Origin of the sequence: Streptomyces coeruleofuscus, assembly GCF_039532725.1 — a bacterium.
Taxonomy (GTDB): Bacteria; Actinomycetota; Actinomycetes; order Streptomycetales; family Streptomycetaceae; genus Streptomyces; species Streptomyces coeruleofuscus.
On sequence record NZ_BAAASE010000007.1, the window covers coordinates 425509 to 439116 of the forward strand.

The window sequence follows — 13608 nt, forward strand, 5'->3', positions numbered from 1 at the left end:
CCCGCACGCGAACTGTTTCAGTCGATCGAGTGACCCGTCGAAGAGATCCTGATCACCCGGCAGGCTCGGCATGTCGAGGGCCTGCCTGGCAGGATCGCCGCATGGCTGAGCAGCGAGATGACGGGCGGGACGCGAGGGACCTCCGGGGCGGCGGACAGGATGCGAGGGAGCCGCAGGGGAGGGGTGTGCGCCCCCAGGAGGCGCGCGCCTGGGAGGAACTCGTCGCGACGGCCCGCCGGACCGTCTCCGACGGACTCGTCGTCGGCACCTCCGGGAACGTCTCGGTGCGCGTCGGGGACACGGTCCTGGTCACGCCGTCGGGCGTCCCCTACGACCGCCTGAAGCCGGACGACGTGACCGGCGTCGACCTCGACGGCCGGCAGGTCCTCGGCACGCTCGTCCCGACCAGCGAGCTGCCCATGCACCTCGCGGTCTACCGCACGACCGGCGCCCGCGCCGTCGTCCACACCCACGCCGTGCACGCGACGGCCGTCTCGACGCTCGTGAGCGAGCTGCCGCTGATCCACTACATGGCCGCCGCGCTCGGCGGACCCGTCCGGGTTGCCCCGTATGCCACGTACGGCACCGACGAGTTGGCCGAGAACATGCTCCGCGCCCTCGCCGACCGCTCCGGCTGCCTCCTCCAGAACCACGGCACCGTCACCCACGGCACGACACTGGACCAGGCCTACGACCGCACCGCCCAGCTGGAATGGATGTGCCGCCTGTGGCTGACCGCCGCATCGGTACCGGGCCTGTCCCCGAGCCTGCTGTCCGGGGAGCAACTGGCGGAGGTCCAGGAACAGCTGCGCGGGTACGGCCAGCGCCGCTGACCTTCCGAGCGCGCACGACAGCGTGCGTCTCCCCACCCTCCGGGCACGGCCCCCGATGCCCCGGTGCGCGTACCTGCTCTATGCGCCGGGGCGTACGCGGGGCTTCCCGGCCGAGTGTCACCGCCCCTCCCCGATTCCGTCGCCGTCACCCCGCCGCTTCCTCCCACTGGTCGCTCGCCCGGTCCGCCAGGACACTGGAGCCGTGCGCACTGCCAGAGCGACGGCCGCTGCCGTCACCGCCGTGATCGGGGTCGGCGCGGCCGCCGTGGCCGCCGGGCGGTTGGCCAGCGGCGCCGCGCTCAAGGCGCCTCCCGGGCGGCCCCTGCCCACCGAACCCCGGCTCACCGTGCACGGCACCGCCGCGGGGCAGATCAGCCTCACCCGGGACCTGGCCGCCCTGCGGCCCGGCCGCTACGGCCTGTCCGGCAACGGCACCCACGCGGTCGTCGGCCCCGTCCTGGCCGGCGCCTCGGACACCGCCGACACCGTCGTGCGCCGCCTGGAGAGCGTCACGCACGGCACCCTGAAACCCGGCGACAAGGCCTGGCTCACCCCGAACGTCCACGTCGGCAACCCGAGCTCCGCCCTCGGCCTCGAACACGCCGACATCGACATCCCGGGCGAACTCGGCGCCCTGCCCGCGTGGTTCGTACCCGGCGCCCGGGACACCTGGGTGATCGCCGTGCACGGCCTCGGCACCACCCGGGAACTCGCCATGAACGTCATGGAGTTCCTGCACAACAGCCACTTCCCGGTGCTCGCCCTCGCCTACCGCGGCGACCTGGGCGCGCCCCGCCCGCCCGACGGCCTGAACCACCTCGGCGAGACCGAGTGGCGCGACCTCGACGCGGCGATCCGCTACGCCGTGCGCTACGGCGCCCGGCAGGTCGTCCTGCACGGCTGGTCCACCGGCGCCACCATGGCCCTGCGCGCCGCCGCCCGCTCGGGACTGCGTGACCGTGTCTCCGGGCTCGTCCTGGACTCCCCGGTGCTCAGCTGGGAGACCACCTTGCGCGCCCTCGCCGCGGCCCGCCGCACCCCGGGCGCCCTGCTGCCCCTGGCGGTCCGCGCCGCACAGGGCCGCACCGGCCTGTACGGCGACCGCGGCGGGAACACGGACCCCTCCGCCGGGCTCCGGATCCCGGCGCTCCTCTTCCACGGACCGGGCGACACGGTGGCCCCCTGGCAGTTCTCCCGCCGGCTCGCCGACGCCCGCCCCGACATGGTCGCCCTCCGCACCGTCGGCAACGCGCCCCACGGAGCGATGTGGAACGCCGACCCGCAGGGCTACGAGGAGGCGCTGCGGCGTTTCCTGACACCCCTCATGTGACCCCTGCTCATGTGCCCCCTGCCCTCGCATCTCAAGTGCCCCCTGCCCTCGCACACCCCCCGTTCACGCCCCCTGCGCCCCCTCGCAACCACGTCCCGTCCCGCTCCCTACCGACCGGTCGTGATGATTCCGTTTAGCGTCGTACCACTGGCCTGTTTGCGGCCCTCGACCACTCACGGGCGCCCGTGCGTTGGCCATCCCCGTCGCCCGCCGTGACATTCCGTTTGGGTTTTCGGACCGTCAACCGGAAGACTGCCCCCGTGACGTCCCGTATCCCGCGCGACTCCAGGCTTCGACTCGTCCGCCCGCGACCCCTGGCCGCCGCCCCCCAAGCGATGAACCAGCGGCGCTCGCGCCGACCCGCACCGCGCCCCCCGGAGGGCACCCCGGCACCGGCGGAGCTGGCCAGAATGGCACGCTCAGGTCTTGCCGACGCGGCCCGCGTCGCCCGCTGGGCCGACACCGAGCTCGGCCCCGGCCGGGGCAGCGCCACCGCCGACGGCAAGGCCACCCTCTCCGCCGCGACCGCCGAACGGGCCGCCCACGAGTTGGGTCTGACCCCGGATCAGGTCAGAGCCGACTGGGACACCGCCCGTCTCGCCGGTCTCGTCGAGGTGCACGGCGACAGCGCCCGCCCCGGCTGGCGGCTGCGCGCCTGGGACCGCGACGACAGTGCCGTACTGCGCGGCTGGGTCGCCCTCTTCGACGCCTGGTCGCTCGCCTGTCCGGAACCCCGGGACCACGAGCCCGCCGCCGTCGCCGAGGTCGTCTCGGCCATGCCGCAGGTGCTCTCGTTCCTCCAGCTGTCCGCCGGCCCCGTCCCCGTGGAGCAGCTCCTCGACCTCCTGGAGCAGCGCGTCACCGAACTGCGCACCGCGCGCTGCGAGATCCCCTACGAGCCGCAGGCCGAACCGGCGCCCACCGACGCCCCGCTCGCCCCGCTCCTCGACTGGGCCCTGCGCGCCCTCGCCTCCGTCGGCGCCCTCACCTACGGCGACGGCCAGGCCACGCTCACCCCGCTCGGCAGCTGGGCGGTCTGGGTCAAGCTGGAGCAGATCTGCGTCGCCGCGCAGAGCCCCGCCGGGAACATCGAGCAGGCGGCCGAGGACATGCTCCGCGGCTGCGCCCAGCTGCGCCCGAACGCTGCCCGCGCCGAGTACCGGGCCTGGCTCGCCGCCCGGACCGTCGGCAGCGCCGTCGCCGAACTCCTGGCCGCCGCCCGTGGCGAGGACGCCCTGCTGCGCGGTCTCGCCTTCGAGGCGCTGCGCGTGGTCGGCGCCCCCGCCGAGCCGGACGTCCGCGCCGTGCTGGACGAGCCGACGCTCAGGCCGTACGCGCTGCTGTGGCTGGCCGAGCACGACGGGACCGACCCCGAGGACGCCCACGAGGTCCTCACCCGGGAGGAGGCGACCTGGCTGTGGGTGGACACCGCGGCCGCAGTCGCCGACCACGGCGAGGCCCCGCTGCTCGTGCGCCACCTGGAGTCCGCCGTGCAGCCGACCGTCCCGATGCTGCTCGACGAGGTGCGGGCCGTGGGACACCCCCGGACCGTGCAGGTCCTGGTCGCCCTCGCCGCGGCCCACCCTGACCCGGCCCTGGCCAAGGCCGTACGCCGCGCCGCGTTCCAAGTGCACACCGGAGGCAGCTAGCCGAACCCGCCGTGGGCCGTCAGCCCGGTATCTCCGGCGCGTACGTCCCGAAGCTCCACACGTTGCCCTCGAGGTCCCGGGCCATGTAGTCCCGCGAGCCGTAGTCCTGGTCCGTCGGGGGCATCAGGATCTCCACGCCGTGGTCCAGGGCGCGGCGGTGGTGTGCGTCCACGTCGTCCACCACGACGTACACCCCGGTGGTGCCCGCGTCCTTCATGGCCGCGTCGAACACACCGCCCCGGCCCTTGCTGCCGACCATCACCGCGCCGTTGCCCTGCACCAGCTCGGCGTGCAGCACCGCGCCGTCCTCGCCCTCGAACACCGACAGCTCCGTGAAGCCGAAGGCCTCCGTGAGCTGCCGGATCGCCGCTTTCGCGTCGGCGTACAGCAGCGTCGGACAGATGCTCGGGCGCGCGCCGGACGTGCCTGCCATACCGATCACTCCCTTGTGTCGGTTCGCCGGAAATCCGATGATCCGGCCCTGTTGCTCAGTCTCGCACCCACCACTGACAGCGACCCGGCGAGACGAGACCCGGCGAGACCAACCGAACACCCGCACGCAGAAAAAGTGCTTGCACCGCCCCGTTAGACTGTCCCCCATGGCCTTTCTCCTCGCGCATTAGACGGCGGGAACGTCCTCAGCCGCCCATCCCGCCCCCGTATCCGCCCTGGAGTCTGTCCGTGATCTCCGCCTCCGGTATCGAGCTGCGCGCCGGTGCCCGCGTCCTCATCGAAAACGCCACCTTCCGAGTCGCCAAGGGCGACCGCATCGGCCTGGTCGGCCGCAACGGCGCAGGGAAGACCACCCTCACCAAGTGCCTCGCGGGCGAGGGCATGCCCGCCGGCGGCACCATCACCCGCTCCGGCGAGGTCGGCTACCTCCCGCAGGACCCCCGCACCGGCGACCTCGACATCCTCGCCCGCGACCGCATCCTCTCCGCGCGCGGCCTCGACGTACTGATCCGCAAGATGCGCGACAACGAGCAGCGCATCGCCAACGGCCAGGGGTCCACCCGCGAGAAGGCGCTCAAGCAGTACGAGCGCCAGGAGACGGAGTTCCTCACCAAGGGCGGGTACGCCGCCGAGGCCGAGGCCGCCACCATCGCCGCCGCGCTCAACCTGCCCGACCGGGTGCTCGGCCAGCCCCTGCACACGCTCTCCGGTGGTCAGCGCCGCCGTATCGAGCTGGCCCGGATCCTGTTCTCCGACGCGGACACGCTGCTGCTCGACGAGCCGACCAACCACCTCGACGCCGACTCGATCATCTGGCTGCGCGACTACCTCAAGACCTACCGCGGCGGCTTCATCGTGATCTCCCACGACGTCGACCTGGTCGAGACGGTCGTCAACAAGGTGTTCTACCTGGACGCCAACCGCGCCCAGATCGACGTCTACAACATGGGCTGGAAGCTCTACCAGCAGCAGCGCGAGGCCGACGAGAAGCGCCGCAAGCGCGAGCGGCAGAACGCCGAGAAGAAGGCCTCCGCGCTGCATTCGCAGGCCGACAAGATGCGGGCCAAGGCCACCAAGACCGTCGCCGCGCAGAACATGGCCCGCCGAGCGGACAAGCTGCTGGCCGGCCTGGAGGCCGAGCGGAAGTCCGACAAGGTCGCCAAGCTCCGCTTCCCCGAGCCCGCGCCCTGCGGGAAGACCCCGCTGATGGCCGAGGGTCTGTCGAAGTCGTACGGCTCGCTGGAGATCTTCACCGACGTCGACCTGGCCATCGACAAGGGCAGCCGCGTCGTCATCCTCGGCCTCAACGGCGCCGGCAAGACCACCCTGCTGCGGCTGCTGGGCGGCGTGGAGCAGCCCGACACGGGCGCGGTCGTCCCCGGCCACGGTCTGAAGCTCGGCTACTACGCGCAGGAGCACGAGACCCTCGACCCGGAGCGCACGGTCCTGGAGAACATGCGCTCGGCCGCCCCCGACCTGGACCTGGTGGAGGTCCGCAAGACGCTCGGCTCGTTCCTGTTCTCCGGCGACGACGTCGACAAGCCCGCCGGTGTCCTCTCCGGCGGCGAGAAGACCCGCCTGGCGCTCGCCACCCTGGTCGTGTCCTCGGCGAACGTGCTGCTGCTCGACGAGCCGACCAACAACCTCGACCCGGCCAGCCGCGAGGAGATCCTCGGCGCGCTGCGCACGTACAAGGGCGCGGTCGTCCTCGTCACCCACGACGAGGGCGCCGTCGAGGCGCTCCAGCCGGAGCGGATCATCCTGCTGCCCGACGGCGTCGAGGACCTGTGGGGCGCCGACTACGCGGACCTCGTCGCCCTCGCTTGATCGAATGCGTGATCAACGGCGTATGGATCATTCGGCCTAGCGGTGATCCATCATCTGTGTGAGATCTCCTCGTACCGAGGTGTGTCCTACATCGATTTCGCGGCCGAGCCCCCGATTCTTCCGGGCTCGGCCGCGACGCCTTTCTGACCTGGCATTTCCCGTGGCGATCCGTTCGGGTGTACGGACGCCACTCTTCGGAATTTCTTATTCCACTTGTGGGCACGCGCTCCCGTCGTCACAACCTTGTCTCACGGACCTTGCCGAATGGGTGGCCATCAGGGCCCGGAGGGGTGATCATGAGGAGACCAGAGCGCACTTCCCATGAGGAGGCACGGGTGGCCGAGACTCTGAAGAAGGGCAGCCGGGTGACCGGCGCCGCGCGCGACAAGCTCGCGGCAGACCTGAAGAAGAAGTACGACGCCGGTGCGAGCATCCGGGCGTTGGCCGAGGAGACCGGCCGCTCGTATGGCTTCGTGCACCGCATGCTCAGTGAGTCGGGCGTCACGCTGCGAGGGCGTGGCGGGGCGACACGGGGTAAAAAGGCCACGGCCTGACCCCGGGTGGCCCCTTCGGCTTCGATGGTGGCCACCCGGTCGGTCGACTGATCGGCCGGGTGGTTACTGTGCAGTCACTTAGCTGACCGCACACATCGGAGGCGTCCCATGGCTTCGCCCGACAAGGACCTCGTTCCCGTACTCGACAAGGACGGCGTACGGCTCACCGTCGACGACGCGATCGCCACGGTGACGCTGGCCAATCCGGCCAAGCGCAACGCGCAGAGCCCCGCTCTGTGGCGGGCGCTGACCGAGGCCGGGCGGCAGCTGCCGGGCTCCGTCCGCGTCGTGGTGCTGCGGGCCGAGGGCAAGTCCTTCTCGGCCGGTCTCGACCGGCAGGCGTTCACGCCCGAGGGCTTCGACGGGGAACCGTCGTTCATCGACCTCGCGCGTGGGAGCGACGCCGAGCTGGACGCGGCCATCGCCGAGTACCAGGAGGCGTTCACCTGGTGGCGGCGCAGCGACATCGTCTCCGTCGCCGCTGTCCAGGGGCACGCCATCGGGGCGGGCTTCCAGCTCGCCCTCGCCTGCGATCTGCGCGTCGTCGCGGACGACGTGCAGTTCGCCATGCGCGAGACCAGCCTCGGACTCGTGCCCGATCTGACGGGCACGCATCCGCTGGTGGGACTCGTCGGATACGCCCGCGCGCTGGAGATCTGCGTGACCGGGCGCTTCGTCACGGCCGAGGAGGCCGTGAACACCGGGCTGGCCAACGTGGCCGTGCCCGCGGACCAACTCGACGACACGGTCCGCGACCTCGCGTCGGCCGTGCTCGCCGCGCCCCGCGACGCGGTCGTCGAGACCAAGGCACTGCTGCGCGGCGCCCAGGACCGCACCTACGAGGACCAGCGCACCGCGGAACGCCAGTCCCAGGCCCGCCGCCTGCGGGACCTCGCGGGCATCGGGGACTGAGCCGGGCGGCTTCCCGGCGTCACCAGGGGAGTTGCCGCCGACTGGGCGATGCCCGCGCCCCATGGCGGGTGTTGGCCGGTCGGCTGTTCCTGTGCGCCGGGGAGCCATGGTGGGCTGTCCGGTCCTTGCGATCCGTGGCGCTTGCTGGCCGATCGGCTGTTCCCGTGCGTCTTGGGCGCCACGGCCGGCTGTGCGGTCATCGCGATCCGTGGCGGGTGCTGCCCGGTCGGGTGTTCGCGTGCGCCGGGGCGCCACGGTCGGCCGTGCGGTGCCCGTGACCCACGTCGGGTGCCGCCCCTCAGCCGATCCCGCTCACCAGGACCGCCACCGTCGGGTGGTCCGACAGTGACGTCCGCACCGCCCTGCGGACCTCGCGCGCCACGTCCCGGGACCGGTGGTCCTCGCGCGCCGCGATTTCCAGCCGGACGTGGCGGTGCGACAGCGCGGCCCCGCCCGGGAGTTCCTCGATGTGCACCGGGTGGCCCAGCGCGCCGGTCAGGTGAAGCACGCCCGGGACCTTGAGCGCGGCGGCGGCGACGCGGCCCTCGTCGTCGCCCTCGGCCCGCGCGGCGCGCGGCGGCTCGGGGAGGGGCGCGGCGGGCCCGGGTCGTTCCGCCTCCTCGTCCAGCAGGCCCGTCACGCGCAGATCCACCTCCGTCACCGCCAGACCGAGCCGCTGCGTCGCGGCCGTCGCGAGCGTCGCCCGCAGCAGGGACGCCGTCGTCGGCAGCGGCTGCGAGGCCGTGGCCGCGAACTCAGCCGTCACCCGCAGCGGCCCGGGCGGCAGAGCGCTCGGCGGGGCCGGCACGGCCGGGATCCCGGTGCCCGCCGGATCGGCGAGCGCGACCCGGAGCGCGTCGAGGCGCACTCCCGGGGCGTCCCATGCCGCGCGCCGCAGCACCGCCTCTGCCGCCCGCTCGGCGATCCAGGCGCCGTCGCGCGCATCACCCAGCGGCAGGAGCCTGCCGAGGCCCAACTGTTGTCTCACTGCCTGTGTCCACCGATCGGCCGTCATTCCTCCAGCCTGCCGCATCAAAGGCGCGCAACCACGCAACCGTGCTTACGGTGGTCGCAGGACGACAACCGAAAAGGACGAACGGCGATGACTGACATGACCGAGAACCGGGGCGGGGAGACCGAGACGTCGGCGGCGCGCCGGAGCCCGCTGACCAAGCGGGGCGGGGGAGACCCCGGCTCCCGCGGGCGGACGACCATCGCGGACGGCGTCGTGGAGAAGATCGCCGGGCTCGCTGCCCGCGATGTGGACGGCGTGCACGCCATGGGCAGCGGCCTGTCCCGCACGTTCGGAGCAGTGCGCGACCGCGTGCCCGGCGGCGCCAAGTCGGTGTCGCGCGGTGTGAAGGTCGAGGTCGGCGAGGTCCAGGCCGCCCTCGACCTGGAGATCGTGGTCGAGTACGGCGTGTCGATCGCCGATGTGGCCCGGGACGTACGGGAGAACGTCATCACCGCCGTCGAGCGGATGACGGGCCTCGAGGTCGTCGAGGTCAACATCGCGGTGAGCGACGTGAAGCTGCCGGACGAGGAGGAAGAGGAACCGGAGCGCCGGATCCAGTGAGGCACCGGCCACCGGACATCGCAGCCAATGAGGAGCTGAGGAGCGCAGCATGAGCATGGCCGTCGTCGGCATGATCGCCGGCATGGCACTCGGATTCGCCGGGTACTTCGGCGGGTTCGGCGCCTTCCTGCTGGTGGCGGCGCTGGGCGCCGTCGGCTTCGTCGTCGGCCGGTTCCTGGAGGGGGACATGGACTTCGGCGACTTCTTCCGTCCCCGTGAACGGCGGCGGTGACGGCCGTGAGCGCGGGGGCCGGTGAGCTCGACAGACCCTTGACCGTCGTCCCGCCGGGCGAGCGGGGCGCGACCCGGATCGCCGACCGGGTCGTCGCGAAGATCGCTTCCCAGGCGGCCCGCGAGGCCGTCGGAACGCTGCCGCCCGACGCCGACAGGCCGTCCGCCACCGTCGTGGTCCACCGCGAGGTCGCGCACGTCCGTGTGCACGTCGAACTCGACTACCCCTGCGACGTCGGCGCGCGCTGCCGCCAGGTGCGTCGTCACGTCGTCGAGCGGGTGGGCGCCCTGGTGGGGATGCAGGTGCCGGAGGTCGTCGTCCAGGTGGAGGGGCTGCACCTGGTCGCCGGGCCCGGCGAGGGACAGGGGAGGACGCGATGAACGAACCCCGGGGCACCGAACCGCCCGAGCCCGAGGGCGCCACACAGCGCCTGCCGGTCCTCGACAAGTCGCAGACCGGCACCGGACCCGACCGGTCCGCGTCGGCGGACGAGAACGGAACGCCGCCCGTACCCGACGGCGAGGGCGGCCGCGAAGGCCGCTTCTGGTCGGCGCGCCGCGTCCCTGCGGGCATCGTCGCCCTGCTGCTCCTGGGACTCGCCGGACTGTTCCTCTACGACATCGCGTCCGTGCGCGCCGACCGGCCCGTCATGAGCTGGCGCCGGGAGCTGGCCCGGCAGCTCGCCGACCGGCCCCTCGACGACATCTGGGTGCTCGTCGGGGCCGGGGTCGCCGCCGCTCTCGGGCTCTGGCTGCTGGCCCTGGCCGTGACGCCCGGCCTGCGTGACGTGCTCCCGATGCGGCGCACGCACGCCGACGTACGCGCCGGACTGGACCGGGAGGCCGCCGCGACCGCGTTGCGCGACCGGGCCATGGAGGTGGCGGGCGTGCAGTCGGCGCGGGTGCGGGTGCGCCGGAGGCGGGCGCGCGTCCGTGCCATGTCGCACTTCCGTGAACTGGACGACGTTCGAACCGACTTGGACGCCGTGCTCACCGACGCGGTCCGCGGACTGGGACTCTCCCGGCCGCCCGCGCTGTCGGTGCGCGTCCGGCGGCCCGGCCGGAAGGGGTGACAGCGATGCTCAGAGTCGTCAACCGCGTGTTCCTCGGGATCGTGGGCCTCGTGCTGCTGGTGCTGGGCGGCTCCGTGCTGGCCGTCGGCCTCGGCGCTCCGGCACCCTCGTGGTGGATCCACGACAGCCGGCACGACGTGCTGATGAGCGACGCCGAACGCACCCGCTGGCGGGACGACGGCTGGTGGTGGCCGATCGTCATCGCCGTACTCGCCGTTGCGATGCTGCTCGCCCTGTGGTGGCTGGTCTCGGTACTGCGCCGGCGCCGCCTGGCCGAGGTCCTCGTGGACACCGGCGACGGCGAGGGAGCCCTGCTGCGCGGCCGGGCCCTGGAGAACGTCCTCACCGGGGAGGCGTCCCGGGTCGACGGCGTCGACCGGGCCCGCGCACGTCTGACGGGCCGCCGCAGCGCACCCGAGGCCCATGTACGGCTCGCACTGGAACCGCACGTGGACCCGGGCGCGGCCCTGCACGACCTGACGACCGGTGCCCTGACCCACGCCGGAACATCGGCGGGTCTCGCGTCACTGCCGGCGGAGGTACGGCTGCGGGGCGTCAAGCACCGTGCGGGGAGAGTGAGCTGACGGCCCCCGGCCGTACCCGGCGCTCAGAACCCGTGCCGCGCTCCGCCGTCCACCGGCACCATGACCCCGGTCAGATAGGAAGCCGCCGGAGACAGCAGGAACGCCGCCACCCGCCCGAACTCCTCCGGCGCCCCGTACCGCCGCAACGGAATGCGCGACTCCGACGCCGCCCGGGTCGCCTCGGGATCCGCCGACAACGCGTCCAGCTCGCGCACGCGATCCGTGTCGATGCGCCCGGGAAGCACGCCGACCACCCGGATCCCCCGCGGCCCCAGTTCGTCGGACAGCGACTTGGCGAACCCGGCCAGCCCCGGCCGCAGCCCGTTCGAGATCATCAGTCCCGGAATCGGCTCGTACACCGACCCCGACAGCACGAAACCGATGACACCCCCCGACTCCAACTCCGCCGACGCCGCGCGAGCCAGCCGCACCGCGCCGAGGAACACCGATTCGAACGCCGCCTGCCACTGCTCGTCCGTGTTGTCCGAGACGAACCCGGCCGGCGGCCCGCCCACGCTGACGAGGACACCGTTGAAGCGCCCGAAGTGCTCCCGCGCGGCCCCGATCAGCATGGCCGGCGCGTCGGGGTCGGCGTTGTCGACGGCCACCCCGACCGCGTTCGGGCCCAGCGCGGCCGCCGCCTCGGCGACGCTCTTCTCGTCCCGCCCCGAGACGACCACCTTCGCCCCGTCCGCGACGAGCTCGCGCGCGGTGGCGTTGCCGAGGCCCCGTGTGGCCCCGGTGACGACGTACACCCGGTCTTTCAGTCCAAGATCCATGGTCCCTATCCTGCCCCGTCCTCACCGAACAGGGCCATGGCGGTGTTCACCAGGCCGATGTGGCTGAACGCCTGCGGGAAGTTGCCGAGCTGCCGGCCGGTCACCGGGTCGAACTCCTCGGAGAGCAGGCCGACGTCGTTGGTTAGCCCCACCAACCGCTCGAACAGCTCCCGGGCCTCCTTCGTACGGCCCGTCATGTGCAGGGCGTCCGCGAGCCAGAACGAGCACACCAGGAAGGTGCCCTCGGAGCCGGGCAGTCCGTCGATCTCCGCCTGGTCCGAGTCGGTGGGGCTGTAGCGGTGCAGCAAGCCGCCGTGGTCCAGCTCCTTGCGCACCGCGTCGATGGTGCCGATCACCCGTGGATCGTCGGGCGGCAGGAAGCCGACGCGCGGGATGAGCAGCAGCGCGGCGTCCAGTTCGCGCGAGCCGTAGGACTGCGTGAACGTGTTGCGCTCGGGGTCGTAGCCCTTGTCGCACACCTCGCGGTGCACCTCGTCGCGCAGCGCGCGCCAGCCGTCCAGGTCGCCGTCCAGCTCCGGATGGCGCTCCAGGGTGCGCACGGCACGGTCGGCGGCGACCCACACCATCACCTTCGAGTGCACGAACTGGCGCCGGCCGCCGCGCACCTCCCACAGTCCTTCGTCCGGCTGCTGCCAGTGGCTGCGCAGAAAGTCCATCAGGGCCGTCTGGAGCGCCCACACGTCCGGCTGGGCGGACAGGCCCGAGATGCGGGCCAGCGACAGGGAGTCCATGACCTCGCCGTAGACGTCCAGCTGTAGCTGTTTCACGGCGTCGTTCCCGACGCGTACGGGGGCGGACCCGGCGAAGCCGGACAGCCACGGCAGCTCGAACTCGGGCAGCCGTCTCTCGCCCGCCAGGCCGTACATGATCTGGAGGTCCGCCGGGTCGCCCGCGACCGCGCGCAGCAGCCAGTTGCGCCAGGCCTCGGCCTCCTCCTGGTAGCCCGCAGCCAGCAGCGCGCCCAGGGTGAGGGTGGAGTCGCGCAGCCAGCAGTAGCGGTAGTCCCAGTTGCGCACCCCGCCCGGCTCCTCGGGCAGGGAGGTGGTGGCGGCGGCGACGATGCCGCCGGTCGGGGCGTAGGTGAGCGCCTTGAGGGTGATCAGCGAGCGGACGACGGCGTCCCGGTACGGTCCGTCGTAGCGGCAGCGCGCTGCCCAGGCCCGCCAGTCCTCGACGCTGTGGCGCAGCGACTCGTACGGGTCGACGAGCGGCGGGCGCTGCTCGTGGGAGGGGTGCCAGGTGAGGACGAACGCGACCTTCTCCCCTTTCCGGACCGTGAACTCCGCGTGCGTTCCGAAGTCCTCGCCCCAGCTGCGCACCTCCGGCTCGCTGCGCAGCCAGGTCGAGTCGGGTCCGGCGACGGCGACGCGGTGGCCGTCGGCCCGGCGTACCCAGGGGATGATCGAGCCGTAGTCGAAGCGCAGCTTGAGGACGCTGTGGAGCGTCACCTCGCCGTCCAGGCCCTCGACGACGCGCACGAGGTCGGGGGCCTCGTCGCGCTGCGGCATCAGGTCGGTGACGCGTACCGTCCCCTTCCCGGTCTCCCACTCGGTGTCCAGGACGAGGGTGTCGCGGCGGTAGGCGCGCCGGGTGCACCGGTCCGCGCCCACGGGGGCGATGCGCCAGAAGCCGTTGTCCTCGTCGCCGAGCAGCTTGGCGAAGCAGGCGGCCGAGTCGAAGCGGGGCAGGCAGAGCCAGTCCACGGATCCGTCGGTGCCGACCAGGGCGGCGGTCTGTTCGTCGCCGATGAGCGCGTAATCCTCGATGCTCGGGTCCACGGAGTGCG

At 72.7% G+C, this 13608-nt stretch carries 15 protein-coding genes; 11 read left to right on the forward strand and 4 right to left on the reverse strand.

Translation table 11 applies throughout. The features are described 5' to 3' along the window. The first annotated feature begins 101 nt into the window (after nucleotides 1–101). The 3 genes from ABFX81_RS28225 (at nucleotide 102) to ABFX81_RS28235 (ending at nucleotide 3812) form a co-directional block, all read left to right on the forward strand. A complete protein-coding gene (locus ABFX81_RS28225) occupies nucleotides 102–833 on the forward strand; it encodes a class II aldolase/adducin family protein (RefSeq protein WP_086850356.1) in 732 nt (243 codons plus the stop codon). A gap of 202 nt (nucleotides 834–1035) precedes the next feature. Then, complete coding sequence (locus ABFX81_RS28230; protein WP_346138844.1) at nucleotides 1036–2163, forward strand: alpha/beta hydrolase; 1128 nt, start codon at nucleotides 1036–1038, stop codon at nucleotides 2161–2163. A gap of 260 nt (nucleotides 2164–2423) precedes the next feature. After that, nucleotides 2424–3812 carry a hypothetical protein gene (locus ABFX81_RS28235; RefSeq protein ID WP_346138845.1) on the forward strand — a complete coding sequence of 463 codons (1389 nt, stop codon included), beginning with the start codon at nucleotides 2424–2426 and terminating at the stop codon, nucleotides 3810–3812. Nucleotides 3813–3831: 19 nt separating this feature from the next. Here the strand turns inward: ABFX81_RS28235 and ABFX81_RS28240 are convergent, their stop codons facing one another. After that, entirely contained in the window at nucleotides 3832–4245 is a 414-nt protein-coding gene (locus ABFX81_RS28240) for a VOC family protein (protein ID WP_086852167.1), read from the reverse strand. A 248-nt stretch (nucleotides 4246–4493) separates the two neighbouring features. On the opposite strand from ABFX81_RS28240, the gene ABFX81_RS28245 reads away from it, so the two are divergent. The 3 genes from ABFX81_RS28245 to ABFX81_RS28255 all read left to right on the forward strand — a co-directional run bounded on the left by ABFX81_RS28245 (nucleotide 4494) and on the right by ABFX81_RS28255 (nucleotide 7558). Next, a complete protein-coding gene (locus ABFX81_RS28245; RefSeq protein WP_086852169.1) occupies nucleotides 4494–6092 on the forward strand; it encodes an ABC-F family ATP-binding cassette domain-containing protein in 1599 nt (532 codons plus the stop codon). A 335-nt stretch (nucleotides 6093–6427) separates the two neighbouring features. Then, a complete protein-coding gene (locus ABFX81_RS28250) occupies nucleotides 6428–6646 on the forward strand; it encodes a helix-turn-helix domain-containing protein (protein ID WP_010037790.1) in 219 nt (72 codons plus the stop codon). A 108-nt stretch (nucleotides 6647–6754) separates the two neighbouring features. After that, nucleotides 6755–7558 (forward strand): enoyl-CoA hydratase-related protein, encoded by an 804-nt coding sequence (locus ABFX81_RS28255; RefSeq protein ID WP_086852171.1) that lies wholly within the window; start codon nucleotides 6755–6757, stop codon nucleotides 7556–7558. A 298-nt stretch (nucleotides 7559–7856) separates the two neighbouring features. On the opposite strand, the gene ABFX81_RS28260 is transcribed toward ABFX81_RS28255, so the two are convergent. Further along, nucleotides 7857–8573, reverse strand: a complete 717-nt coding sequence (locus ABFX81_RS28260) for a nucleopolyhedrovirus P10 family protein (protein ID WP_086852173.1) — start codon at nucleotides 8571–8573, stop codon at nucleotides 7857–7859. A gap of 87 nt (nucleotides 8574–8660) precedes the next feature. On the opposite strand from ABFX81_RS28260, the gene ABFX81_RS28265 reads away from it, so the two are divergent. From ABFX81_RS28265 to amaP, 5 genes are read left to right on the forward strand one after another with little or no spacing between them, the layout of a single operon-like run. Continuing rightward, nucleotides 8661–9134 (forward strand): Asp23/Gls24 family envelope stress response protein, encoded by a 474-nt coding sequence (locus ABFX81_RS28265; protein ID WP_086852174.1) that lies wholly within the window; start codon nucleotides 8661–8663, stop codon nucleotides 9132–9134. A 49-nt stretch (nucleotides 9135–9183) separates the two neighbouring features. After that, entirely contained in the window at nucleotides 9184–9366 is a 183-nt protein-coding gene (locus tag ABFX81_RS28270; protein ID WP_086852176.1) for a hypothetical protein, read from the forward strand. Further along, nucleotides 9363–9746, forward strand: coding sequence for an Asp23/Gls24 family envelope stress response protein (locus tag ABFX81_RS28275; protein WP_086852178.1), 384 nt, complete (start codon nucleotides 9363–9365; stop codon nucleotides 9744–9746). The genes ABFX81_RS28270 and ABFX81_RS28275 overlap by 4 nt, the downstream gene beginning before the upstream one ends. Further along, on the forward strand, nucleotides 9743–10438 hold the full coding sequence (locus tag ABFX81_RS28280; protein ID WP_086852180.1) for a DUF6286 domain-containing protein: 696 nt from the start codon (nucleotides 9743–9745) through the stop codon (nucleotides 10436–10438). The genes ABFX81_RS28275 and ABFX81_RS28280 overlap by 4 nt, the downstream gene beginning before the upstream one ends. Before the next feature lie 5 nt (nucleotides 10439–10443). Beyond that, the gene (gene amaP / locus ABFX81_RS28285; protein WP_428837219.1) at nucleotides 10444–11022 is read left to right on the forward strand and encodes an alkaline shock response membrane anchor protein AmaP; all 579 of its coding nucleotides are present in this window, start codon (nucleotides 10444–10446) and stop codon (nucleotides 11020–11022) included. Nucleotides 11023–11045: 23 nt separating this feature from the next. On the opposite strand, the gene ABFX81_RS28290 is transcribed toward amaP, so the two are convergent. Further along, on the reverse strand, nucleotides 11046–11801 hold the full coding sequence (locus ABFX81_RS28290) for an SDR family oxidoreductase (protein ID WP_086852184.1): 756 nt from the start codon (nucleotides 11799–11801) through the stop codon (nucleotides 11046–11048). Between the two features lie 5 nt (nucleotides 11802–11806). Continuing rightward, complete coding sequence (locus ABFX81_RS28295) at nucleotides 11807–13600, reverse strand: glycoside hydrolase family 15 protein (RefSeq protein ID WP_086852186.1); 1794 nt, start codon at nucleotides 13598–13600, stop codon at nucleotides 11807–11809. Nucleotides 13601–13608 lie beyond the last annotated feature (8 nt).